At 35.1% G+C, this 24,992-nt stretch carries 27 protein-coding genes; 11 read left to right on the forward strand and 16 right to left on the reverse strand.

The window, feature by feature from the left end:
- Positions 1-54: 54 nt before the first annotated feature.
- The gene (locus JOC86_RS03200; RefSeq protein WP_205168321.1) at positions 55-810 is read left to right on the forward strand and encodes a YpoC family protein; all 756 of its coding nucleotides are present in this window, start codon (positions 55-57) and stop codon (positions 808-810) included.
- A gap of 254 nt (positions 811-1,064) precedes the next feature.
- Entirely contained in the window at positions 1,065-1,199 is a 135-nt protein-coding gene (sda, locus tag JOC86_RS03205; RefSeq protein ID WP_205168322.1) for a sporulation histidine kinase inhibitor Sda, read from the forward strand.
- A gap of 432 nt (positions 1,200-1,631) precedes the next feature.
- On the opposite strand, the gene odhB is transcribed toward sda, so the two are convergent.
- Both odhB and JOC86_RS03215 read right to left on the reverse strand, forming a co-directional pair.
- Positions 1,632-2,852, reverse strand: coding sequence for a 2-oxoglutarate dehydrogenase complex dihydrolipoyllysine-residue succinyltransferase (gene odhB, locus JOC86_RS03210; protein ID WP_205168323.1), 1,221 nt, complete (start codon positions 2,850-2,852; stop codon positions 1,632-1,634).
- Between the two features lie 19 nt (positions 2,853-2,871).
- On the reverse strand, positions 2,872-5,706 hold the full coding sequence (locus tag JOC86_RS03215) for a 2-oxoglutarate dehydrogenase E1 component (protein ID WP_205168324.1): 2,835 nt from the start codon (positions 5,704-5,706) through the stop codon (positions 2,872-2,874).
- A gap of 481 nt (positions 5,707-6,187) precedes the next feature.
- Here JOC86_RS03215 and JOC86_RS03220 point away from each other — a divergent pair, with 481 nt between their 5' ends.
- From JOC86_RS03220 to JOC86_RS03235, 4 genes are read left to right on the forward strand one after another with little or no spacing between them, the layout of a single operon-like run.
- Positions 6,188-6,613 (forward strand): Hsp20/alpha crystallin family protein, encoded by a 426-nt coding sequence (locus tag JOC86_RS03220; RefSeq protein ID WP_205168325.1) that lies wholly within the window; start codon positions 6,188-6,190, stop codon positions 6,611-6,613.
- A gap of 4 nt (positions 6,614-6,617) precedes the next feature.
- Positions 6,618-6,824, forward strand: a complete 207-nt coding sequence (locus JOC86_RS03225; protein ID WP_205168326.1) for a hypothetical protein — start codon at positions 6,618-6,620, stop codon at positions 6,822-6,824.
- A 5-nt stretch (positions 6,825-6,829) separates the two neighbouring features.
- Complete coding sequence (locus JOC86_RS03230) at positions 6,830-7,165, forward strand: hypothetical protein (RefSeq protein ID WP_205168327.1); 336 nt, start codon at positions 6,830-6,832, stop codon at positions 7,163-7,165.
- Positions 7,165-7,464 (forward strand): hypothetical protein, encoded by a 300-nt coding sequence (locus JOC86_RS03235; RefSeq protein WP_205168328.1) that lies wholly within the window; start codon positions 7,165-7,167, stop codon positions 7,462-7,464. Before JOC86_RS03230 ends, JOC86_RS03235 begins: the two co-directional genes overlap by 1 nt.
- On the opposite strand, the gene JOC86_RS03240 is transcribed toward JOC86_RS03235, so the two are convergent.
- Both JOC86_RS03240 and JOC86_RS03245 read right to left on the reverse strand, forming a co-directional pair.
- The gene (locus JOC86_RS03240) at positions 7,465-7,689 is read right to left on the reverse strand and encodes a hypothetical protein (RefSeq protein WP_205168329.1); all 225 of its coding nucleotides are present in this window, start codon (positions 7,687-7,689) and stop codon (positions 7,465-7,467) included. It lies immediately after the preceding gene.
- A gap of 14 nt (positions 7,690-7,703) precedes the next feature.
- Positions 7,704-7,949 carry a hypothetical protein gene (locus JOC86_RS03245; RefSeq protein WP_205168330.1) on the reverse strand — a complete coding sequence of 82 codons (246 nt, stop codon included), beginning with the start codon at positions 7,947-7,949 and terminating at the stop codon, positions 7,704-7,706.
- A gap of 139 nt (positions 7,950-8,088) precedes the next feature.
- On the opposite strand from JOC86_RS03245, the gene JOC86_RS03250 reads away from it, so the two are divergent.
- Positions 8,089-8,601 carry an Hsp20/alpha crystallin family protein gene (locus JOC86_RS03250; protein WP_205168331.1) on the forward strand — a complete coding sequence of 171 codons (513 nt, stop codon included), beginning with the start codon at positions 8,089-8,091 and terminating at the stop codon, positions 8,599-8,601.
- Positions 8,602-8,617: 16 nt separating this feature from the next.
- On the opposite strand, the gene JOC86_RS03255 is transcribed toward JOC86_RS03250, so the two are convergent.
- The 4 genes from JOC86_RS03255 to shc all read right to left on the reverse strand — a co-directional run bounded on the left by JOC86_RS03255 (position 8,618) and on the right by shc (position 13,046).
- Positions 8,618-10,027 carry a HAMP domain-containing sensor histidine kinase gene (locus tag JOC86_RS03255; protein ID WP_205168332.1) on the reverse strand — a complete coding sequence of 470 codons (1,410 nt, stop codon included), beginning with the start codon at positions 10,025-10,027 and terminating at the stop codon, positions 8,618-8,620.
- On the reverse strand, positions 10,024-10,704 hold the full coding sequence (locus tag JOC86_RS03260) for a response regulator transcription factor (RefSeq protein ID WP_205168333.1): 681 nt from the start codon (positions 10,702-10,704) through the stop codon (positions 10,024-10,026). The genes JOC86_RS03255 and JOC86_RS03260 overlap by 4 nt, the downstream gene beginning before the upstream one ends.
- A 33-nt stretch (positions 10,705-10,737) precedes the next feature.
- Positions 10,738-10,866, reverse strand: coding sequence for a hypothetical protein (locus tag JOC86_RS24910; RefSeq protein ID WP_275583384.1), 129 nt, complete (start codon positions 10,864-10,866; stop codon positions 10,738-10,740).
- A 308-nt stretch (positions 10,867-11,174) separates the two neighbouring features.
- On the reverse strand, positions 11,175-13,046 hold the full coding sequence (gene shc, locus JOC86_RS03265) for a squalene--hopene cyclase (RefSeq protein WP_239587447.1): 1,872 nt from the start codon (positions 13,044-13,046) through the stop codon (positions 11,175-11,177).
- A gap of 1,031 nt (positions 13,047-14,077) precedes the next feature.
- Between shc and JOC86_RS03270 the strand changes: the two genes are divergently transcribed.
- Positions 14,078-15,514 carry a carbon starvation CstA family protein gene (locus JOC86_RS03270; RefSeq protein WP_205168335.1) on the forward strand — a complete coding sequence of 479 codons (1,437 nt, stop codon included), beginning with the start codon at positions 14,078-14,080 and terminating at the stop codon, positions 15,512-15,514.
- Between the two features lie 556 nt (positions 15,515-16,070).
- Here the strand turns inward: JOC86_RS03270 and JOC86_RS03275 are convergent.
- The gene (locus tag JOC86_RS03275; protein WP_205168336.1) at positions 16,071-16,337 is read right to left on the reverse strand and encodes a hypothetical protein; all 267 of its coding nucleotides are present in this window, start codon (positions 16,335-16,337) and stop codon (positions 16,071-16,073) included.
- A 187-nt stretch (positions 16,338-16,524) separates the two neighbouring features.
- Between JOC86_RS03275 and JOC86_RS24915 the strand changes: the two genes are divergently transcribed.
- On the forward strand, positions 16,525-16,656 hold the full coding sequence (locus tag JOC86_RS24915; protein ID WP_275583362.1) for a hypothetical protein: 132 nt from the start codon (positions 16,525-16,527) through the stop codon (positions 16,654-16,656).
- A 179-nt stretch (positions 16,657-16,835) separates the two neighbouring features.
- On the opposite strand, the gene JOC86_RS03280 is transcribed toward JOC86_RS24915, so the two are convergent.
- From JOC86_RS03280 to JOC86_RS03295, 4 genes are all read right to left on the reverse strand, one after another.
- On the reverse strand, positions 16,836-17,597 hold the full coding sequence (locus JOC86_RS03280) for an SDR family oxidoreductase (protein WP_205168337.1): 762 nt from the start codon (positions 17,595-17,597) through the stop codon (positions 16,836-16,838).
- Entirely contained in the window at positions 17,590-19,182 is a 1,593-nt protein-coding gene (gene abc-f, locus JOC86_RS03285) for a ribosomal protection-like ABC-F family protein (protein ID WP_205168338.1), read from the reverse strand. Before abc-f ends, JOC86_RS03280 begins: the two co-directional genes overlap by 8 nt.
- Before the next feature lie 332 nt (positions 19,183-19,514).
- Entirely contained in the window at positions 19,515-19,850 is a 336-nt protein-coding gene (locus JOC86_RS03290; RefSeq protein WP_205168339.1) for a hypothetical protein, read from the reverse strand.
- A 175-nt stretch (positions 19,851-20,025) separates the two neighbouring features.
- Positions 20,026-20,562, reverse strand: a complete 537-nt coding sequence (locus JOC86_RS03295) for a DinB family protein (RefSeq protein WP_239587362.1) — start codon at positions 20,560-20,562, stop codon at positions 20,026-20,028.
- Between the two features lie 276 nt (positions 20,563-20,838).
- Here JOC86_RS03295 and JOC86_RS03300 point away from each other — a divergent pair, with 276 nt between their 5' ends.
- A complete protein-coding gene (locus JOC86_RS03300) occupies positions 20,839-21,084 on the forward strand; it encodes a DUF2164 domain-containing protein (protein ID WP_205168340.1) in 246 nt (81 codons plus the stop codon).
- Positions 21,085-21,157: 73 nt separating this feature from the next.
- Here the strand turns inward: JOC86_RS03300 and JOC86_RS03305 are convergent, their stop codons facing one another.
- Together JOC86_RS03305 and JOC86_RS03310 are read right to left on the reverse strand one after the other, a co-directional pair.
- On the reverse strand, positions 21,158-21,613 hold the full coding sequence (locus JOC86_RS03305) for a hypothetical protein (protein ID WP_205168341.1): 456 nt from the start codon (positions 21,611-21,613) through the stop codon (positions 21,158-21,160).
- 58 nt (positions 21,614-21,671) lie between these two features.
- Positions 21,672-22,244, reverse strand: a complete 573-nt coding sequence (locus JOC86_RS03310; RefSeq protein WP_205168342.1) for a histidine phosphatase family protein — start codon at positions 22,242-22,244, stop codon at positions 21,672-21,674.
- Between the two features lie 895 nt (positions 22,245-23,139).
- On the opposite strand from JOC86_RS03310, the gene JOC86_RS03315 reads away from it, so the two are divergent.
- A complete protein-coding gene (locus tag JOC86_RS03315; protein ID WP_205170011.1) occupies positions 23,140-24,198 on the forward strand; it encodes a DUF3900 domain-containing protein in 1,059 nt (352 codons plus the stop codon).
- A 125-nt stretch (positions 24,199-24,323) separates the two neighbouring features.
- Here the strand turns inward: JOC86_RS03315 and JOC86_RS03320 are convergent, their stop codons facing one another.
- Positions 24,324-24,914, reverse strand: a complete 591-nt coding sequence (locus JOC86_RS03320) for a histidine phosphatase family protein (RefSeq protein WP_205168343.1) — start codon at positions 24,912-24,914, stop codon at positions 24,324-24,326.
- Between the last annotated feature and the right edge of the window lie 78 nt (positions 24,915-24,992).

The following is a 24,992-nucleotide window of genomic DNA, read 5'->3' on the forward strand; positions in this document are numbered from 1 at the left end:
TTAGTACAATAATTGGGAAGAAAGGTAGTGGTTAGAATCGAAAAACTTTTGAAAATGGCGGAAAAACAGGCTGATATATATAAGGAAAATAAGAAAATGGCCGCAATTATGATTGCGGGCTCTGTGTCAAGGGGTAGCTCAGACGAACACTCAGATATAGAATTACATATTTTTTGGAATGAACCAATATCGGATGTCGATCGACTAAGAATGATTAATAGGTGTAAAGGTGAGGTCATAGACTTTCACCCGTACGAAGAAGAAGAATGGTCTGAATCATACAAGGTTGGAGAAGTAAAATTTGAGATTAGTCATTTTCTTGTATCGACAATAGAAAATTGGTGTCATGAGATACTACATCACAATGATCATAATGAGGATAAACAATGTATTATTTCCTCAGTAGTCGACGGCATCCCAATCTATGGAAGAGAAATAATAGGTACTTGGAAAAACACTCTAAAGAAATTCCCTGATGAATTAAAGAAAAAAATCATTACAGAAAACTTTACTTTTTCTGGTCGATGGAATCATCGGTATGCATTATTAGAAAGAGAAGACTTTTTAGTACTCTATGATTCCGTTATAGAGGTTGAAAAAAAACTTATGCGAATATTATTTGCATTAAATGGTATGTACGTACAGAATCCAAAATTTAAATGGTTGAGAAAATCTCTAAATCAAATGGAGATCAAACCACAAGATTGCTACGAGCGTTTTACTTATGTTTTAAAGAATGCTTATCAAGAACAAGGACTAAGAGAGCTAGACAATCTGATAACTGAAGTGAAGTCTTTGACAAATCAATAAAAACGGGGAAATTCGGACAAATTTTATTATAATGATTCATAAATCTGAACCTATATCGTTTTAAAGATTCTGTCCGTCAATCTTACAATGACCTATTGTCAGGAAACACATTTCCTCTTCATTCTACAAAAAATAACAAAATTCCTACTTTTGTAGGAATTAAAATTTCCCCCTTTTCATTTTTAAGATATGGTTGTAGAATAAATAGAAAATATAGAAAATTCTATATTTAAATATTTCCTAGGAGGTATGTCATGAAAATAATGAGTAATGAACAGTTGGTGGCAGCCTATCGAGACGCAGAAAAACACGGTAAAGATCGTGACTGGATTCATATGTTGAAGAAAGAAATTCGTAGTCGAGGGTTGAAACCTTTTAGGAAAGCATAATGACTTAATGTAAAAAAATGATATAAGTTCCCTTTTGAAAGTATGGCGAGAATGTCTCTTGATTAACTAACACGTTAGGAGACATCCTCGTCCTTTTTACATTCTCACTTTATAATGGTTTTTGATTTTCTCCAACTCATCCTGATTTAGGATTCCCATTTGATGAAATATATAAGAATATTGAACGATTTTTTTCCAGCTCCGTTTCGTCATAAGACCACTCCTTTACTTCCACTATATTCAAAACTTGTTCAAATGTTTCCTTAGCGCAATAATTTGTCGTATCAAAAAAAGAGGTGACCATTAACAAAGTCCATCAAGCTAGCTTAAGCGCAGTAAAAGATAGCTTGATAATTGAACTTTTGTATTGATCACCTTGAAGTCAAATATTCATAATAGGATTTATAACACGAGCAAATATACCTCTAGATTTTAACCTTCTAATAATAAATCTTCAGGGTTTTCTAGAAGAGATTTTACCATCGATAAGAAACCAACTGCTTCTTTTCCGTCTATAATACGATGGTCATAGGAAAGAGCCACATACATCATTGGACGATTTTCCATTGTATCTTTATCAATTGCGACTGGACGTAATTGAATCGTATGCATTCCTAGAATTCCCACTTGAGGTCCATTTAAAATTGGCGTTGATAGCAATGAGCCAAATACTCCACCGTTTGTAATGGTAAATGAACCGCCTTGGAGATCACTTAACGCAAGCTTATTATCACGTGCTTTAAGAGCTAGGTCCATAATATCTCCTTCGATTTCTGCAAAGTTTTTACGGTCACAATCGCGTACCACAGGAACAACAAGACCATCATCCGTAGAAACAGCAACACCTACATCATAAAATTTCTTAAGGACTACTTCGTTCCCATCAATTTCGGCATTTACATAAGGGTATTTCTTCAATGCTGCAACGACTGCTTTCGTAAAGAAAGACATGAATCCTAGACGAACATCATGATCATCAAAGAATTTATCTTTTTTACGTTTACGAAGTTCCATTACTGCAGTCATATCAATCTCATTAAAAGTCGTAAGCATTGCTGCCGTTTGCTGAACATCCACTAAACGTTTTGCAATTGTTTGACGGCGACGAGACATTTTTTCACGAACCACAGGTTTTCCATCATCCTTTTTCTCAGGAGCTTTAACAGCTGGCTTTGAAGGTGCTGGTTGATTAGTGTAAGCGTTAATATCCTGTTTACGTACTCGACCTAATGGATCTGTAGTTGGTACTGAAGATAGATCGATTCCTTTTTCTCGAGCCAATTTGCGTGCTGCAGGAGAAGCAATCGGGCGATTCTTCTTGTCATCCTTCACTTCTTCTTTCGTGGCTTCTGGTTTCTTCGTCTCTTTTTCTTGAACAGGTTCTTCTGCCTTTTCTTCGCTTGGAGCAGTGGACTCTCCGCCTTCTGTAACAACTGCAATGACTTGTCCTACTTCAACTGTATCGCCTTCATCTGCTTTTAGTTCTTTTAGAGTCCCAGATTCCTCTGAAATCACTTCAACATTTACCTTGTCTGTTTCTAACTCGACAATATATTCCCCTTTTTCTACATAATCACCTGGTTGCTTTAACCATTGTGCAATTGTACCTTCTGTAATTGATTCTGCCAACTCAGGAACTTTAATTTCTGCCACTGTGATGTCCTCCTCTTTGTTATCGTGTTAAAGCCTCATTAATAATACGTGCTTGTTCTTTTTTGTGTACGGTCGGTTCACCTTCTGACGGACTTGAACGTCGACGTCTGCCGATATATTGTACTTCTACTCCATCTGGCGCAATTTCTCTAAGTCTTGATTCTGCAAAAGTCCAGCCACCCATATTTTTCGGCTCTTCTTGTACCCAAACCAGTTCTTTTAATCCTTTGTACCTTTCAAGAATAGTAGAAATATCATTTTTAGGGAAAGGATATAGTTCTTCAACCCGTAGTATGTGTAACCAGTCTGTATCCTCGTGATTTTTCAAGCTTTCTTCCAGATCAATGGCCATTTTCCCGCTACATAGCACAACTCTTTCTACGTGATCATGTTTATCGCCTAATCCATGATGTTCAAGAACGGATTGGAATTGTCCATTCGCCAGCTCTTCTGCTGTTACTGCAGCAAATTGGTTTCTAAGTAAACTTTTAGGTGTCATGATAACAAGTGGCCGAACTTCTTCTTTCTGAAGAATAGCTGCCTGACGCCTTAAGATATGGAAGTATTGTCCAGCAGTTGAACAGTTTGCAACTGTCCAGTTGTATTCTCCGCCCAATTGTAGGAACCTTTCAAGCCTTGCACTCGAATGCTCTGGACCTTGACCTTCATATCCGTGAGGAAGAAGCATGACAAGTCCTGATTTTTGACCCCATTTCGCACGTCCAGCAGAAATAAATTGATCATACATGACTTGTGCCATATTAGAGAAATCACCAAATTGTGCTTCCCATAATACTAGCGTTTCAGGTGCAAATACATTATAACCGTACTCATAACCAACGACAGCCTGTTCGGTAAGTGGACTGTTACAGACCACAAATGATGCATTTCCGTCTTTTAAATGATGAAGAGGGATATACTCTTCCCCAGTTTTTTCATCATGCAGCACGAGATGCCTTTGTGCAAAAGTTCCACGTTCTGAATCCTGCCCTGTAAGTCGAATTGGAGTACCATCTTTTAAAATTGATGCAAATGCCAACGTTTCTGCATGTGCCCAATCAATTTTCCCTTTCCCTTCGAACACTTGCCCACGACGCTGTAAGATTTTAGCTAACTTTTTAAAAGCGTTAAAACCTTCAGGCCACTTCAGTAGTTCCGTATTAATAGATCGTAATTGATCAAAATCAATGGAGGTATCTATATTCGGTAAACCATTGGTTACATCCTCTGGTGGATTTAACACGATATCTGGATCTTCGTCTTTTTTTGGAACCTTTTCATAGGCAGCTTTCAGTTTATCCTCAATTTCTTTTTGCATTTTAGAGATTTCTTCTTCAGGTATAATTCCTTCTTTAAGTAATCTATCAGCATATAATTTTCTTGCCGTTGGATGTTTACTAATAATAGTATACATCATCGGGTTTGTGACCATTGGTTCGTCCATTTCATTATGACCGAAACGACGATACCCAATTAAATCAATAACAAAATCTTTTTTAAATGTTTTACGGTATTCGTAGGCAAGAATTGCAGCCGAAATACATGCTTCCGGATCATCTGCATTCACATGTACAATCGGTACTTCAAAGCCTTTTGCTGTATCAGAAGCATACTTAGTTGAACGAGAATCATGACTTTCAGTAGTAAAGCCGATCATGTTATTGGCAATTAAATGGATGGAACCACCTGTATGGTAACCTCGAAGCCCACTTAGGTTAAGCGTTTCTGCTACTACACCTTGACCAGGGAATGCAGCATCGCCATGGATCATGACAGCATATGAAGTTTTAGGATTTTGCTCGGGATATCCTTTTGATTCTCTTTGCTCCTGGGCTGCTCTTGTATATCCAGCAACAATTGGACTAACGACTTCAAGGTGACTCGGGTTATTAGCTAGTGTTACTCGTGCCCTGCCCGTTGGAATCTTCCGGTCTGCTCCTAAATGATATTTAACATCTCCTGTCCAACCATATGTAATTCCAATTGATCCTTCTGATGGAATCAAATCTTTACTTGGAGCATGCTGGAATTCTGCAAATATCATTTCATATGGCTTTCCAATAACATGTGATAATACATTTAGTCGTCCACGATGAGCCATCCCAATATTGATCGTCTTGGCACCATTTTCCACTGAATGTTGGACAAGCTCATCTAATAATGGAATCATAGTGTCCAATCCTTCGATTGAAAAACGCTTTTGACCAACAAATGTACGGTGAATAAAATGTTCAAAGCCTTCAACTTCTGAAAGTCTTTTCAATAAATTTAGCTTTTGTTCTTTTGAGAGATCAAATATAAAAGCATTTGATTCAATTTTCTCACGCAACCAATTCTTCTCTTCCAATTCATGTACATGCGAGTATTCAAAAGCTAATTTTTTAGTATAAACCTCTTTTAAATGATTAATAGCATCTAATCCATTCTGAACATGAGAAGGCGCGTCAGGACAAATAAATTCAACTGGCACCTTTATTAAATCTTCATCCGTTAATCCAAATTCCCCTAATTCGATCCTTCTAGTATCTTTCTGACGATCATTTAAAGGATTTATATCAGCAGCTAAGTGACCATATGTTCGAATATTATCTGCTAACTTTACAGCCGCAACTACTTTACTAAAATTTGTAGGATTAGAAGGTAGTTGGAAAGAGGCATCCGATTGTTGAGCAGAAACCATTGCTGTCATGTCATCTGCCGTCGGTGGACCCCATTGTTCAAATAGTTCTTTCAATTCAGGATCTACAGAAGATGGATCCTGTAAAAACTGCTCATAAACCTCCATCACATATCCAAGGTTTGGCCCGTAAAAGCTTTGCCAAAGCTCCCCTTGATTTGATGATTGCTTTCTCATTTTGAAAAACCTCCAACTATTTTTGCCCCATAAATCATTGGGCTCTATCAACTCTCATGTCAGTTTCTTTAGCATTACTATGCAAGAATACTATTTTAAAATGAAATAAAACGCTTTCAAGATAATTTTATCACTGTAAAGCACTAAGATAAAGGTTTTACGACAAATTTCTTGAAAATTTGTTTTCATAGGTTCCACCCTATTTAATAACGATTTTTTCCTTCTCTGTTTTAATAAGATTACAGTAAGTTGGACTATTCTGAAATAATAATTTATTAACCGTACTCTTTCTACTTCACCTCTATTAACGTGCATTTGATAGCTTTTTCATAAACCATCTTACTACTCTTACCTTAAAAATCCAAATACTTTTTAATGAAAAATACATATTTTTTTGAGCTTTGAAAAATAGGGCTACTTTTATAATAAACTGATATTTCCAACATATAATAAGTATCAATCTAATAGGTAGGTGATGGGCATGACCAATCATCCTCCACAATGGGAAGAGCTACAAGAAAATATGCAAAAAGCCTTAGGAGATTCATTTTGGAAAGATATGCAAAATGTCCTCCCTCGACGAATACCACTGATTGATTTATTTGAAACACAATCGGAAGGGTTTGTCGTCATTGAGGTTCCAGGGATATCAAAACAGGAGGATGTCCAATTAGATATTAAAGGAAGTAAATTGTATATAGATATCCATTTACCATACCCCTATCCTGTTTCTAAAGAAAGATTACACACTCAAGAAAGGATGTTCGGGAATTTCAAACGAATGATTACTCTCCCTTTTTCATATGAAGAAAAATCAATCAGTGCTCATTATAAAAACGGTTTACTTACCATTCGATTCACAAAGATTAATCAGAATCGAAGTATAAAGTTTCAAATGGAGGAATGATCGAATGAACTTTTATTACCGAAAACTTCATATCGACACGGTTAAAAATAGTTCTTTCGTAAAAAATGGAGATAATTTCGCTTTCAATCAGAAGGATCTATCGATGGTAAATGAGGGGCTAGGAAGAATGATTGGTTCTCACCATTACCAATTCAATAACAAAACCGTTGTATGGGATGAGGAAGCTAAAAAAAACGGTAATCGCGAGTGATGATCTTGAAGTGGTTTAAATCGAAAAAAGAAAAAGAATTGGAAGAAAGATTAAAACGATTAGAATCACTCCTATTATCTACAAAAGATAAGGAGAAAATTGAAATCCACATCCATCAATTAACAGTAGATGGACCACTGACAGATAAATTATCCTTTGAGCTCGACCAGATTGACATTGAGGAACTAAGTGGTGCTTTTAATCTAGGAAATAATTTCGGCGTAGACATTTTAGACAGTCAAAACCCACAAAAAAAGAAATCAAAAGACCCCACTCCAAATAAAAATGGTTTTTCATTTAGGTTTGATGACACGAGTAAGAACACAAAGGAGGAAAAATGATGTCTTCAAAGTTTTCTCCTAATTTTTTTATAGGGAATATCCAAATTGGAATTATCGAGAGTGCATCTTGTTTTAATGTAGGTAATAATTATCCTACTAATTTTCAAAGTAGAAAAAAGCATAACCAAGGAATCGGAAATATCACTGGTAAGAATCATCAATTAGACAATATAAAAAGCCTTCTTTATGATTCGAAGGCCGTTGATTCATTACATTTTGATCAGGAACAGGAAATCCCTCAATGGTTAAAAAAAATAATTGAAGAAAATATTAAAGAGATGAAGAACGAATCCTCTTAATCAAGACTTTGACCTGAATACAGAATCAATCATATCAGGGTCGTAAACGATTGACGTTCCGTATAAGGAAACTAAATGGTTTCCTGAGGATATCCCATTGCCCATATTATTTTTTTGCATTGTTTTCACATTAACCTGTACATTCAATCCGATTAAGATGGAGGAACTCATCGAAATATTGGTAACTGATAGATCTTTGAATTGCACGTTCATATTTGGTTGCAATGGAAAAACCCCTTTTAGAAGAGAATAGTTGGCTGAGGGTTAATAATTTCTGGCTCACTAATTGTTGAATCAATGGCATCTGTATCAATGATCACATTGCTTATTCCAATTTTATAAATAATTCCTGTCTCAATACCATTTCCTAAATTACTCTTTCCCTGTGTATTCCAATCATTTATACTGTTTTGTCCGGTAGCCACAGAGGATCCAATTTGAACACTATTTACATTGATTTGGTTAAAAACAACCGACACCGGCATACAAAACCCACTCCATTTTTCCATTGTTTATACTGTTAACCTATTCATGGGCATTAAAATTGTGCACTTTTAAATCCATAACAACAACGGCCCATCCTGCATAACATATTGTATAGTTCAGGTAAGCGAGGTAATGAAAATGTTCCCATGGAATATGTTTTCGCCTTTTAAGAAAGATCAGTCTGGAATGATGAATGGAATGAATCCCAAAGACATTGATCAATATGTGCAAGGAATGATGAAACAAATGATTCCTAAAGAATGGCAAGGGATTATGAACCCCCAGGAAATGATGAAAAGCGGTAGCTCATTCATGAGTGATATGAACAATAGCGGGGGAACAAGCGATGGAGAAAATCAAAAACAGCATGCACAAATCCAGGCAAATGTATTTGAAACCTTCGAAGATGTATTTATTAGAATTAAACTTCCAAGTGAAGAACTTGCCACCCAAATGAGAGTATTTCATACTTCAAATCAAGCGATAATAGAGAATATTCCAGAATTAGGAGAAAGACAGGTCATAACCTTACCTTCTTTAGTAAAAAAGAAGGGATCTACTGCACAATATAAAGACGGAATTCTTGAAATTAAAATCCCTAAAAGTGTTGATATGCAATATACAGAAGTGGATGTCTCAGAAAAATATTAAGACATCCACTTTTGTTTTATTTTACTATTGGAATCAAAAATTGAAATGTGCTCCCTTTCCCATTATTTTGTTGGACTGAGATCTCTCCTCCGTAGATCTCAACAATCTTCTTGGCAATGGCTAGTCCCAAGCCATTGCCTCCTTCTTCCCTACTTCTTGCCTTATCCACTCGATAAAAACGATTGAACACCTTTGGAATATCATCAATTGGAATACCAAATCCCTGATCCTTGACTGATACTTTAGCAAAGCCATCTACTTCTTCAATCTTTATCGATGTAGTACTATTTTTTTCTGAGTATTTTACTGCGTTATCAAGTAATATCGTCAGTACTTGCTCTAAATGTCGAGTTTGAATTATAGCTTTCGTAGGATGTGAAGTCATTTGAATTATTTTAAAATGTTCATTTTGATGGAGGAATTTAAAGTCCTTCACAATCTTTTCAACAGTTTCATCAACTATGCTGTACTCATTTGAAAAATCAGTAATCTCTCTTTCCGTTCGAGTTAGATCTAATAATTCTTCAACTAATTTTTTTACCCTTTGCAGTTCCTGTAATGAGGCATGAAGGGACTCTTCCAAAACTTTAGGGTCTTTCTTCCCCCAACGATTAAGTAAGGAAAGATGTCCTTCTAAAATTTGTACAGGAGTTCTTAGTTCATGTGAAGCATCTTCAACAAACTGCTGCTGCTGATTAAAGGATTTCTCTAACTTCTCCATTAATTCATTAAATATGGTAGAAAGTTCGCTAATCTCATCATGGGAATGGATCGGCTCCATTTTTTCCTGAAACCCTTCTTTTTGAATGGTCCTCATTGTACCAGATAGCTTATTTAAAGGTTTAACGAAATTCTTTGCAAGTAAATATCCAAAAAGAGCACTTAGAATTAAAGCGCCAACTCCTGAAAAAGTCATCATCCAAAACAAATTACTCATCACATGCTCATATCTCGTTAAAGGCTGGATTAATTCGACATAGCCTGTAAACTGTTCAGAAGTAATCCGGCTTCTGCCAACGTATATTTGTTTATCATTCGTTTCAAGAAGTGCGACGACCTTGTCTTTTACAGGGTTAAAGGGAACATAGTAGCGTGGTACATGATCACTACTTAAAACCAAAACTTCTTTTCCAGTTCGATCTAATACTCGAATCGTTTGATCCTTTTCGATAATTTGATTTAATAAGTCACGACTATCATAAATTTCTTCAAGAGTAATCTTCGGTCCCCTTTGGGTATAGAAAACCGTTAATTCATCAAGAACTCTATTAAAACTACTCTCTTCCTCTTGTAACATCCATTTATCAATGGCGTGATATTGAAAAAAACTAAATGTAAAAAAGGCAAAAAAAATGGTTGCCCCTGCTCCAAGGGCCCATTTTATTTTTAATGAGGTTGGTTTTAAATATTCCCTCCATTTATTCATGACCTCATCACATAGCCAGTGCCTCTAACTGTCTCAATATAGCTATCTGTAGGTGTCTCATCGATTTTATTCCGTAAGTATCGTACGTAAACATCGACTACATTTGTCTCTACTTCGGTTTCATAGCCCCAAACTTTATTTAGTAAGGCTTCTCTAGTTAAGACAATATTTTGATTTTCTAAAAATGTAAGAAGTAAATCATATTCCCTCTTTGTTAAATCAATTGAGACCCCTTTGCTTTTTACGATTCTAGACTCTTTTTCAACGATCAAATCACGAAAATGAAAGGTTGTAAGTTTACTTCCTTCTATTTCTTGATTCGAACGCCGAAAAACCGCTCTTAGTCTTGCAAGCAATTCTTCAATTGCAAATGGTTTGACAATATAATCATCCGCCCCGCTATCAAGTCCAGATACACGGTCCATCACACTATCCCTCGCTGTTATCATTAAGATCGGTGTTTGTTTTGACTGTCTAATTCTCCTACACACCTCTAAGCCATTTAAACCGGGAAGCATTAAATCTAATAGGATCACGTCCCATTCTTTTTCTAGTGCAAGTTCAAGACCTTCTCTTCCATTAAAAGCAACACCAATTTCATACCCTTCATACTGGAGTTCCAGTTCTATAAACCTTGACAGATTTTTCTCGTCTTCGATGACAAGTATTTTTTTCATCCCTAACCACCTGCTTTAGTGAAAAAGTTTCCTTTATTTTAGTTTATCTTTATGAAAAAATAAATCAGAAAAAGCCTGAAAAATTTCTATAGATTGAAATGTGAACAATGATAATGCCGTTAAACTAAAAAATACAATCGGAATAAAACGTAACCACATCATGGTCTCCTCCACCTTTATATTGGAATGAAACAATTATGTCAAATTTAGATTAGAATTAAATGAGAATGATATAAATTTTTGTTAAAAGTATTTGAAACACCTGAAAGATAATTACTAAGTAAACATTAGTTAACATAATAATGTTATATGAAATTAGATGCGGAATAATGATGGCGAAGGTTAATAAGGTAAAAGAGAGTAGGAACATTACGGTAAAGGGATTAGACTGAAGATATTCCCTTGAGACTCTCAAGTCGAAATGGCGAGAATAATTTATATGTAGAGTAGAGAGCCTAATTAGCCCTCCCTTACTTTAAGTATTTATTCTTATAATGACATAAGGTCAATAATGGCCAAATCCAAATATAACTATGATAGTGAATGTAGAAATTATTAGGAAGACCTGCTCCAGTTGGGTATACAGTCGTCCAATCGTTTTTATGGAGAGAGTCTATTAAATTTACTATTCCTTTATTAATTGGCTCTATCGGTGTGTCATTAACTGCAATCAAAGCATCAACTGCCCAAGCTGTTTGGGATGGTGTGCTGCTACCAAGAGCCGTGTATTGTTTTAATGAGTCACTTTTACACGACTCTCCCCATCCACCATCTCTATTTTGAATACTAATTAACCAATTTTCTGCTTTAATTAAGGAATCGTGAGAAGATTTTACTCCAACTGCTTTTAACCCTGTAAGAGCCGCCCATGTTCCATAAATATAGGAAATCCCCCACCGTCCATACCACGAACCATTATTTTCTTGATTATTGAATAGCCACTGAACCCCTTTTTTAATAATCTTATTTTCTTTTGAAATCTGTGTATGGGATCCTAAGAATTCTAGAGTTCTTCCTGTTAAATCAGCTGTAGAAGGATCTATTGCTGCATCTTCTGCTCCATCCATTGGAACTAAAGTAAGTAATGTATTCCCTTTCCCTCTTTCAAATGCTGGCCATCCCCCATCGCTATTCTGTAATGCTTTCGTCCAGTTAATTCCACGATCCCATGCTTGTCTAACGAATGGACTATGATCGATCATTCTTGAAATCGCCCTTAAAGATGCTGTTGTGTCATCGACATCAGGATGAATAGTATTGCTTTCTGAAAAACCCCAACCACCTGGTAATGTTTCTTTAGAGGTTAAAGACCAATCCCCAAGTTTTGTATGCTGATGGTTAAGTAGATAATTTGAGGTTCTTATTATTGTTTTGGAGTGAGCTTCAATACCAGCGTTTTGAAGTGCATGGCTTATTAGAGCGGTATCCCATATATCTGAGGGAGAGTTCTGGATATGAACGCCTATTTTTAAATTATATCGATGGTTCTTTAATCCTTGAATAGCTTTAATTATAATAGGATGTTTCTTTGAATAACCCAATGCTAAAAGAGAATAAATCATAAAGAAGGTGGAGGTGACATAGCTATACAACGTTCCATCTCCCTCAATACGTTGTCGGATATATTGCTCTGCTTTTCTTATTGCTTTTTGTTGAATATATTGTGGGTATTCTTGTATTAACGAGATTCCCTTATCTAATAACTCTAGAAAAAACCTTGTTTCACTTGATTCAACTGGTCGCATATTGTTGGTTGGTTTCACTAAAAGCCTTTTTAAGTCTGGAGTAGAGTTTCTAGTCATCACAAATTTATATTTTTTCAAAATTAACAATGGAGCTAAATGGACACGTGCATAGCTGCTAAAGTCCCAAAAACTAATTGGAAATTGACGAGGAATTAGTAGAAGCTCTATTGGCATTGGAAAGAAATCGTCCCAATGATATTGGCCATTAATGGCGAGCATAATTTTAGTAAGACTGTGAGTTTGATTTATTCCGCCATTATCAATGATAAACTTCTGAGCTTTTATTATATTAGCATCACTTTCGGTCACAAGACCGGAATACAAAAGAGCAAAATAACACTCTACTGTAAGTGACACATTACCAGGTTCTTCATCATAATAAAGTTTCCATGCACCATTTACCTCTTGCTTTGACAGGATTCGCTTAGCTAGCTGGTTGATCAAATAATCTTCTTTCATTTTTAAGGATTTTAATAATATGATCATGTATGCATCCGTTGAAGGGCTATTTTCAAAACAAAACCCCCAAGTCCCTTCTTTCTTTTGAATACGAATAAGTTTATCTGTCATTCTATTAATCTCTGCTTCTACAAGCATTTTCACAATTTTCCCTCCTTAAAAAGGGTCTTTACATACCTTATTAAGAAGGGAATAAGATTATTCAAATGCTATCATGATGAAGAATATACAGGGATTGTCTATTTTAAATTTCGAAGGGAGAAAGAAAATCCATTCCGGATACACTTGAACAGCTCTATGAAATATAGAATATGTTAGCAGATAAAAGTGGATCTTTAGGGTTCTTTAAACCCTCCGCATATGGGGGCTATTTTTTAGTAAAAGTTTTTAATTTATGCATTTCAGTTTCTAATTTAAATAAAGATGCAGCTTCTTAATTTATAAGAGTATTGTAAGTTATATATATTGGAATCTATAACTTTGGAAAGATGAAAAAATAAGGGCTGACCAAAATAAGTGTGTAAGCAATCATGCCTCCAACTAAAAGCATGAATCCTGTCCACTTTAGGCCAACCCTTTAAAAAGAAATTAGAATGGGTGTAAACAATCTTCATTTTATAGGAATGTAGATATTAGACGACCTTCTATAGGACCTATAAAATAAACACTGTTCACCAGCAATATTGATTATATTGAGCAAATCGAAAAAATGAATGAAAAATAGATTAAAATTTGATGAGAAAATTCATCGTCACCAAAATGACAAAACAAGATTAGTTTGAGGAAAAAAATATTATATATAACGGAAGTGAAGGAGGGGTTCTTGAGAGGGACGGTCCTCGAACGCACTACCGTATTAACGCATGACCATATCCGAGGACCGTCCCGCAGTACGTTAACGCTTTAGTTTGTTACCACAACCTTTATCCCCATAGCTTCAAAATCTTTATTTTGTTGTTCTGTTTCTTCATCTGTGATCAAGATATCGTCCATTTAATTAAGTTTTATTCTTTACTTCAATCTATTTGCTTTTTAATCATTTATCAAAGAAGGATGATTCATGAAAACGATTTAATTTTTAGAATATAAACTTTTTTCTGAAAAACACTTGTCTTTTCCTTTAGGTTTGTTTTAGAATTGTCACAAAGTTAATATTTGGAGGGGCTAGCATGGTAACTTTTTTTGCAGCAGTACTGTTATTAATTGGAGGATATATGGTCTATTCCAAGTTCGTTGAAACTGTTTTTGGTATAGATGACTCCAAACCAACACCTGCCTATACTAAACGTGATGAACTAGATTATGTACCCATGAGTTGGTGGAAAGGCAGTCTGATTCAACTATTAAACATTGCCGGTCTCGGCCCAATCTTCGGTGCAGTTATGGGTGCACTTTATGGACCTGTCGCATTTATCTGGATTGTTATTGGGTGTATATTTGCCGGTGCAGTTCATGATTACTTCTCGGGGATGATTTCACTTCGTCACAACGGGGCACAATATCCGACAATTGTCGGAAAATATTTAGGCAATAATATGAAAGTGATCATTAACCTTGTATCTCTTGTTTTAATGATTTTGGTAGCGGCTGCTTTTACTGCAGGACCCGCACAGTTAATTGCGAGTATAACTCCTATAAACTTTACAGTTGCACTTATTCTAATTTTTGTATATTTTCTTTTAGCTGCCGTCTTACCGATCAATCGAATTATCGGAAAAATTTATCCTATTTTCGGAGGAATTCTAATATTTATGGCAGTGGCCATTGCAGGCGCACTGATTTTTACAAATCAAGCCATTCCCAATATTACAGTAGAAAATCTTCACCCAGGAGAACTTCCAATCTGGCCGCTTTTAATGGTTACGATATCATGTGGAGCTATTTCTGGATTTCATAGTACCCAGAGTCCGATTATTGCAAGAACGATGAAAAAGGAATCTGAGGGTCGAAAAGTATTTTATGGAGCAATGATTGCAGAAGGAATTATCGCACTGATATGGGCAGCAGCTGGAATGACATTCTTTGGTGGAACAGGCGGTTTACAGGACGCTCTTGCAAACGGAGGTCCAGCAGGAGTCGTTAATGAAATCTCAACAAGTTTACTTGGTACATTAGGTGGTATTCTAGCAATTCTCGGGGTTATTATTTTACCAATCACAACTGGAGATACAGCATTAAGATCTTCAAGAATGATGTTATCAGAACTAATGAATTCTGTTTTTAAAACAGATGGAAAGTGGAAGGTATTATTGGCTACGATCCCTGTTGCCTTACCTACTCTTCTTTTGGCAACCATTGATTACTCATTCCTATGGAGATATGTTGGTTGGACAAACCAACTCGTAGCGACGGTAATGTTATGGACTGGTGCGATGTATTTATTAAAGAACCAAAAATTTCATTGGATTTGTGGTGTCCCGGCATTGTTTATGACGGGTGTGGTTTGTACGTATATCTTTTACGCTCCTGAAGGACTCTCATTACCTTATGGGATATCATTATGGATTGGATCTATCCTAACATTTGTTGTCTTTATCTGGTATATAGCAAAAATAGTTAGAGAGAAGAAACTTAAACAATCAAATTCACCTGTTCATGTAGCATAAAAAAATTCCCTATGTGAGACTGTTCCGAAAGGGTCCTTGACACAATGTTTTTTGTTGATATATAGAAGAAACTTTCTATATTTATGTGTTTCGGACTCCTTGATTTTCGGACAGCCTTTACGTAGGGCTTTTAATATTTAATGGAAGTCCCCCCTGTTCATTTAGAAACATAATGGATAAAATACAAAAATTCTTCTACAAAAAACTCTAGATAACAGACAAATGACCCTCCGCAATTTAGCTAACGTTAAGTAATATCCTTCTTATTAAATTAAAAGTAAACCAACTGGCTATGTTTAGAAAAGTGGAAGCGTCTTGCCATACTTATGTCTAGAAGACTTTGCACTGGAACTGAATCTGCTGAAAAACAACTAGAAAAAATGTATATTACTAGGACAGCAATCCATAAAACTGGATATAGTCTTTTAAAAAATGAATAATTGAAATAAATTTGCTATTACAAGAGACTTAAACGCTGCAATAGAAATATCAATTTTACACTCCAAAAATAATTTGTTTAAGTTTACATAATAATATTACAATCTATAAAATCATACTACTCATACTTTTTAACAATTTTATATAGAAAGTACATGGGTTTAAGAAACTTATCATTTAGATCGGTTTTAACATGAATTTTCATTCTAATCGGCTGTGTCTTCACTTGTAAATGAACACTTCTTACTTCTTGGCTATTTTTGCTTTGGAGTCCGCTCATATTATTCTGCTCTGTATAAAATTCCATTTTAAATAAATCTTTTTCGATATAAATCAAACAGCAAAATAAGAGCACAATGGCTAAACTAGAAATATATTTTGACATTACATCACCTATCTACTAAAGAATAAAACTTTTACATTTCGTTACATCAAATAAAGATATCTCTTTATCTCATACGTTTTAATTTATATGAGGTTTCAATAAAATGTAATTTTGTTAAAAAAATATCTTTAAAAAATGCATTCTAAGGAAACAATTGGGAATCGTAATAATAAGGGAGGTGATAAAAGTGACGAATAATCAAAATCGTAACCAACAAGCTAATCAGCAACAACAAAAAAACTACGATACTGAGTTTGCTACTGAAACTCAAGCAGAAAAAGCAAAAAAGCAAGCTAAAAAACAGCAAAATAACCAATAACATATAGAACTTTAGTACTTAAAAGAGGCGTTCCCTATAATTGGAGCGCCTCTTGTTTTTTTGAAAGAAAACTAAGTTTGAAGGATTTCTATAGGATTAAAATTATTTAGTTAGATTAATTCACAATTATAATTCTATGTTTTATCTCTTAAGTTTCTACTTTGACCATATCTTGGTTTTTACCTTCTGAACCCTCCTTCTGAATGGAGTACCTGCCCTGTAATCCATTGTGCTTCAGGTGAAACTAGAAATTGGATCAGGTTAGCTAAATCCTTTGGCTGGCCGATTCGTTTTTGTGGAAATCTATTTAGTAGATCTATTTTGTGATCATTTGTAATCCAACCGGTATCTGTAGGACCTGGATTCACTGCATTAATGGTAATTCCTTTTACTGCTGACTGCTCTACTAATGAGGCTGTTAGAGTTTCTATAGCACTCTTGGTCATGGCATACGCTAGTTCATTTGGCATTGGTCCCAGAGACTGCCCTGAAGTCAATGAGATAATCCTCCCTCCCTGCTTCCCATTATAATTTTCCAGAAATTCTTTAATCAGTAAGGTTGTAGCCCTAATATTTAATGCATAGTGATGATCTAAATCTTCAGATGTTATCGTTTCAATGGAACTCATCTTTGAATAGGACGCATTATTTATAAGAATGGTTGGCTCTCCCATTGTTTCCCTTACAGTTGAAAATAGGGTTATCTCTGCATCCTTTATCGATAAGTCTATTTCCATCCATTCACATCGAACATTCATTTCCTCTATTATCTGTTTAAGTTTTTCGGGATCCCTAAAATCAGATTTCCAAGGCATTTCACTATCATATTTTCTCCATGTAGTGAAAAATATATCGATTCCACTTTTGGCTAGTGAAAGACATATGGCTGCCCCGATACCATCCAGCCTGCTTGAACCAGTTACAATGGCAATCCTACTCATCCTTCACCTCCTTAATTTGACGTAATTTCCTTAGTACATCCTGATATTGTTTATCTAGTTCTTCAAAATCATCTTTAGGAGAGGGTATGCTAAGTCTACTTAGGAGCTCGGACAGCTTTGTTTCTAGAGTCAAAATCTCTGCTTCATTTTTTTCCAGTCGTTTCGGCTTCTGTTTTGATCGTTGCCAAAATTCTATACTGCCATCGAACATTGAAACCTTTTGGTCCTTTATAATCCAGAGTTTCTCTGCCGTTCTTTGAACAAACTCTCGATCATGTGAAACGACTAGAACTGTACCTGGATAATCATTTATAAGACCTTCGATTGCTTTTAAGGTATCAAGGTCAATATGGTTAGTTGGTTCGTCTAGGATGAGGAGATTATAATCACCTACTAACAGCTTAGCAATGGCTACTTTTACCCGTTCACCCCCACTTAGGATGTTAATCGATTTATTGACATCATTCTCAAAGAATCGTAACCGTGCAAGGATAATTCTTATGATGTGTTTAGGTAATGTACTACCTTTTTCTACAAACTGAAGAATCGTTTCATCGTGGGGTAATGCTTCAATACTTTGATGAAAATATCCAACTTTTACATTTTGAGCGACTTCAATTTCTTCTCCCTCCGCAAATAATTGATTGATCAAAGTGGTTTTCCCACTTCCATTACTTCCAATTAAGGCTGTTTTGCTTCCCGTTTTTAATTTTAATCCTTTTGTTTTGTAGAGGATCTGACCTTCGATAGTTTTTTCTAATTCTTTGCATTGCAATAATGTTTTTTTATGAATCGGCGTTTGCAGGACATAATCCATTTTTACAGAATCCCATTCAAAAGGCTTTTCTACTTTTTCAAGACGTTCAATCCGTTCTTTTAGAACCGTTGATACTCTTTCCACCTTTCCCCTTTTCCCAGCAGCCTTATTTTTATATAATTGCCATTCAGAATTGCCCATTCTAGAAGGCGGACGGTCCATATTCTTAGCTTGTTGCTGTTTTTTATAATATCGTTCCTGAAGCCGCTTCTTTTCTTTTTGATAGGCTTGAAATTTCTCTTCATGTTCATGAAGTTCTCGTTCTTTTTGTTCATGGTAAGAATTGTAATTCCCCTCATACTGTGAGAATTGACCTTCTTCTAGCTCCCAGATTTTATTACATACTGTGTTCAATAAGGCTCGATCATGTGAAACAAGCACAAACGCTCCATTGTATTTTTGTAGTCGTTTCTCAAGCTCTTCAATTCGATTCCAGTCCAAGTTATTTGAAGGTTCATCTAAAAACAGTAAATCCGGCTTTTTAGAAAAGATTGAATTTAACCCTTTTATGGTCTTTTCTCCCCCACTTAAATATGAATCCATTTCTTCAGACCTTAGCTGTTTAAAATACTCTTTTGTTCCAAACCATTCAACAGACGGCTTTTGATCAGTTAAATTGAATAAATATTGGAGAAGTAGTGATTTTCCCTGTCCGTTTTTCCCAATTAATCCTATTCGATCCCCTCGATAGATGGACAGCTCGTCAATTGAAAAAAACTGTTTTGTTCCAATTGAGTAGTTTACATTTTTAACATTCATTAATAACATAAAAAAACCTCCCAGAATGCTCCGGAAGGTTTAGATGGCAAAATTTAGAATACACAAAAGAATACACTTATACAATGTCAGTCCTAAACGGCAAAAATGTATAAGTAATAAAATGAATTTGTATCTTTTGCAATGGTACCCTAAAAAAGGCATACTTCTCCTATCCGGAACGAGTCATTTCATCATTAAATTTCGTGATTCTCGTTTTGTGGGATAGGATTTTACTTCATTGCTCAAGAATTCATTCCTTTCATGTATAGTACTTATATTATATTTATACACTCATAATTTTGCAACCTCATCATTGGTGAAAATATAGATTATTTCCACTATTATTGATACGACTGTAAAATCCAATCAATATACCTTGTTCTTTCTTTTATGTCAATCCGTTTTCGAATCAACTCACTCCAAATATAGCGATCTAATGAATACAAGTCCCTTTTCTTTTTTGCCTCAATAATCCAGTTCGGTATCTTCACTTCAAAGACAACATGGTTATATGAAATTAAAACTAGATATTCACCCGATCCTTTTATTAGAACAATATCACTTTCAGGTTCCCATTCTTTTAACTGCTTTTCGATACAAGAAGAAACATGATATAAAAGCTTCTCTTCATTCGAATGATTAATCATATATTCCCTCAACAGTCCACTTAAATTCATACTCCCTCTCCTTCCTAGTCGTACTCAATAAAATATAAGAGGAAACACTTACATCCTCACTTAAGAAAATGAACTGTTTTATCCGTTAATATATCTTTTTTTATTATTCTAATGATATTACTATGCCATTAATTATATTACATTTCTATTACCATTTAAAGATTGAAAAGACATATTACGTATTCTGAAGGGTATTCTTATACATTTTCTTTATTATACGAATCTGCCCACGGTGGTTGATCTCATCCTCGAACACGTGAAACCATTTGAAGAAATTGTTTGCTTTTTCGTCATACCACCAATCTGTCTCCTCGTACAGCCATTTCGTACTTTGTGTAGAGAAAAATTCAAGTGTTTTTTGTCTAACTTGATCTAACTCCTGTATATAGCTTTCGGCTGTTCTCCCTTTAAGGATATTAGCTTTTTCTCCTAAACTTAATGCAGGCTCTAGTGTCTCAGCAAACTCCTCTAGTTCATCTTCCGTTACGCTTTCAAAAGTAAGCTTTTGATAAATTTTTTCTACAGCAATCATATGCTCAAGAAGCATTCCAATAGAATTAGCATCCTTGTTGTATTGAAAATCTAATTCATCTATTGATATATTCTCTAATAAATCAAGAGTTGTCTTTCTAGCATAAGTCATCATAGAATATAGAATCGAATAATCCTTTTCTAGTCCTTCTTTTTCTTTGATCAAAAATAAAGTTTTCATATTTCCCCCCTCCAAAGTAGATCATTGATTCAGGACGTCTAAAAAAGCTTAAACGCTAATCCCAAAGATCAATGATTTCTTGTAAAAACAGGAACTATTTTCCTCATTCTTATCTATTACTTTATCATTATCGTAATTTTCCGTAAATAATAATCTTTTTTTCGGATGGACATTATCAACTGCAACCAATTCGATTAATTTTTGTGATTTACCCTTCTCACATGGGATGGCTCCATATGTTACTATGATGTAAAGATCTTAAAAGGGGATGATTACATGTACATACGATTACAAAAGGAAGTGAAGGATGATCTTAAAGGTCGGATTCAAACCTATTACTATGAACAAACAGGGGATGAAATCGGGGATTTGGCTGCAGAAAACTGGTTAGATTTTATTATTAAAGAACTTGGTCCTCATTTTTATAATCAAGCCGTGACGGATTCAAAGGATGTTTTAATGGATAAAATGCTTCAGTTAGAAGAGGATTTATATGCTTTAAAGAGACCAATTAGCCGCTAAGAAATCACCTGTAAGCTGTCTTAAATACAAAAATCGCTAGGAGCAATTTTCCTCCTAGCGTCCTATAAAACCTTTATTCTTTAATTTTTACTTCATGAATGGATTTCGTTGATAAGACTTTATCTGGTCCAATCACTTCAACTTCTACTGCCTCTTCTTCATTGTTTTCGATTATTTTTTTCAATTTATTAGTATTTAGAGTTTCCTTTAACTTTGCCTGATATGTAGTTTTAAAGGTCTGGTGTTTGTCACCTTTTGATCCACTTTTGTACTCTTTTTCAACAAATAGCATATCAATCCCTAATGCTTTTCTGAGAGTAGGATCACTTAAATAGAAGCGAACAGTAAAAGGGGTATCAGGTTCCATACTTTTGTCTGATATGGTAGCATGAAATATTAGCTCTTCTACTTTTTCACCTTTATCAATTTCTATGTACGTTTTTTGTACTGATTTAATTTCATTGTTTCCACATGCAGATAACAGAAGTAAAAGAATGGTGATTAAACATACATTCCTCCATTTTTTCAAGATGCTTCCTCCTCATGTAATTTCTCTATCCATTGTATCAAAGAAGCACCGAAATTCATTAATTCTCTCCTAATTTAACAATTTTGTTGATTAGATAGGTAGGGAGTGTTAATTCAACAAATGAAGGGCATTCTAGCTCGTTCCATAGATTAAATACGTCAATTGATTGAAACTGATTAATAAATAAACTAATAACAGTCCCATGTGTGACGAGGATTATATCATTCTCTGTTTCATTAGAATCAATGATTTCCTCAACCGCTGCTGTGAATCTTTTCCTAGCCATATCTGCCGTTTCTTCTCCGAAAATGAATTCTGTTGGTTTCTCAAAGAACTTTCTCATAAGCTCTTCGAAATCATTGCGAGGTAAAATTTTGCGGTTACTCCTTCTTTTGTGTTCATATGTATTTTCAGTAATTGCCGCTTTCTTCCCTAATTCATTTGCTATAATTTCTGCAGTCTCTATTGCTTTTGGTTCATCACTACTATAAACCGTTTGGAAGTCGTACGTTTTTAAATAAGACGCAATTTCCCGACTATCTTTCTTTCCAGCATCTGAAAGTATCCATTTGTTAGATGGTAATTCAGAATCGAGTACTGGCATTGAATGCTTTATTAAAATCAATTTCATAACGGTATTCCTCCCACAGAATCTACGTATTTGTGTTTTTCTAAATTTACTATTATTTAATCTTATCTTATTGAAAGGATTAGGTAATTGGAAGGATTATTGACTGTTTTGCAGGTTTCTTATGTGTTCATAGGGATCTCCCATAGATTGGTCTATAGTTAGTAACATTATTTGTAATCGGCAACTCCAATGTAATATTTATGATGTATGTCTATCAATTCGCAGTTCAGTAAAAGATTTTTTTAGAAACAAGCATATAACCATACCGTTTTCAAAATCTATCATAGAATATATAAACTCTATCAAAAGAAGGCGATAAGATGGCAAGAGCGCACCTACTCATTTCCGCCGATGAGTATGAAGCGTTCTTGTAACACCTTACCATTATCCTATCGCTCGGTATATCTTATCCCCTTGAATTCCTTTTGATACTGAGTTTACACTCAACCCATATTTTCCTCCTCCATGTACGGCTAAAGAAAAAGACACCTTCTATAAAGTTTGGTGTCTTTTTCTTTTTACATTACTTGTTTTTGTAAGGTAGCCTATACTTTTACTTCTAATTATGAAAAATAATATAATTGAAAGTTACTATTGTTTTGCTCGTATATTTTGTCGGAACTTTACCTTTATATGTCCGTAATACATTCCAAGATGTAAAGTTATTTGTCCGTTTCACTCAATATATTGACCATTCGACAAATTACAGCAAGATCCACAAACCAGTCATCTGATTAGTTGGGACGGTTCTCGATCGCAGTAAAGCGTTAGTGCGCTCGAGAACCGTCCCGCTGTGCTTTAAAGGGGTGAATTGTTCATGGGGTGAGATTTTGATTGACGCTTGCTTTTTGCTTTTCTATACTGAGAGAAGAATTTTATGAAACTAGGTGATTTTGTGGATTTTGATATTCAATTTCTTTCCTTTTATGTTGTTCAAGTAGAAGGTCAAGATGAAAATATTGATAGAAGATTTAAACACTTTCAAACCTTAGATAAAGAGTCTTATGAAGAGAATCCATTAAAGGAATTTTTAGACGGTGAATTTACAAAAATCACAAAGAGAAAAGTAGATCGTCATTCCAAGTCTGAAGGTGCGCCAACGAAAATCGGCCGTTTTGTTGTTGAGCCAGGTCATGAATTAGATTCGAATCCAAATTATAATCTTTTTCACAAAGCTCGCTTCGCGGATAATTCCGACACCTTTGAAGAAGCTTCCCTTCAATTTGTCCAATCCTATGTAGATACAAGTGCGATTAGAGGTGGTGTATTCATCGTTGCTTCTGCTAAGCTACAGAAATTCTTTGATGATCCGTTTTTATTCTTATTGAAATGTGACTTCGAACCTAAAGTAGCAAGAATAACCGATGAATCGTCCCTAATCCATCATGTAGAAATGGCGATTACTACGAAAAATATGAAATCCATCCAATACCCCTTCATGCCGGAGGAAGGAATGATGGATAATGCGGAATTAAAGATTCATCAAGCCTCTCATGCACGTTATTTTGAAGATTTCCTCAAATGGGTGGAATATGAAAAATCGATGCCGGAAATTATTAAGACTCAAGTTGTCGGGATGGTTAAAAATCATATTGAAGAGAGCTACGCAGAAGGCAGTGATGAGCGGATCCAATTTGAAGAAGAGATTGAGACGTGGGCGATAAAACCAAAACGTGAGCTGCAAGAGAGATTCGAACACGAGCAGATTATGGAAGCCACTGCACAAATTACGGAGCATACACCGGAGGCTGAATTAAAACTGAAACTAGACCATGTGACTATTAAAGCTATGTTATCTGATTTTGGTGAAAGTCTACATCTCGCTAAAGTAAATGATCGATATGTTCTTGTAATTGAAGGTGATTCTGTCTCGTTTGAGCAAGGTTTTTCTCCACTTGAATTTTTAAAGCCTGGAGAATTGAAGGATGTTATTGATAAAATTGAGGATAAGTAGTTTTTAGTTTTCGGGAGGCTGTCACAAATAAAATGTCAGGAACTACAAGTTCAATAGATGAAAGAAAACCCTTAAAGCGTAACTTTCATCTCGGTTCTGGGCCTTTTGTGACAGCTTCTTTTTTGTTATAGACCTTCTAAATGATTTAAATCATTCATGAAGTGAATCACTCGCTGCGTTTCTTTCACCTCTAACTTATGAATCCCCGTATCGCCAGTATGGAACCAATGATCTTGGCTGATTGGAAGCCTTAGAAATGCTCTAATTAATTCTGTAATGACACCTCCATGTGCTACAATTGCTACTCTTTGAGACTTACTTTCATGAATTATTTTTGAAAATACCATCTCGATTCTCATCCTAAACTCGATTGCTGATTCTCCTTCTTCAATTCGTTCATGTAGATGCTTTGGAAGTTTGATGTTTTCAGCCTCTGCAAACGATTTTCCTGCTTGTATTCCATTGTTTAACTCTCTTAAGTCATCGGAGAATAGTATGGGAACTCCGGTAATTTTTGATAACTCTTCTGCTGTTTCTACCGCTCTTTTTAACGTACTACACCAAATCTCATCGGGTGAAAAATTACGTTTGACCCTTTTAGCCATTAGCCTAACTTGATTTTTCCCAAGTTCGGTTAAAGAGAAATCTGCTCTTCCTTCATGTACACCCAAAATGTCTGCTTCCGATTCACCATGTCTAATCAATATTATTTCCATATCTTTCACCCCTTTTTTTCATACGCTTCATTATTTTACATAAGAAAATGAAAATGGACGAGTATTTTTCATAAATTT

Origin of the sequence: Rossellomorea pakistanensis, assembly GCF_016908495.1 — a bacterium.
GTDB classification, from domain to species: Bacteria; Bacillota; Bacilli; order Bacillales; family Bacillaceae_B; genus Rossellomorea; species Rossellomorea pakistanensis.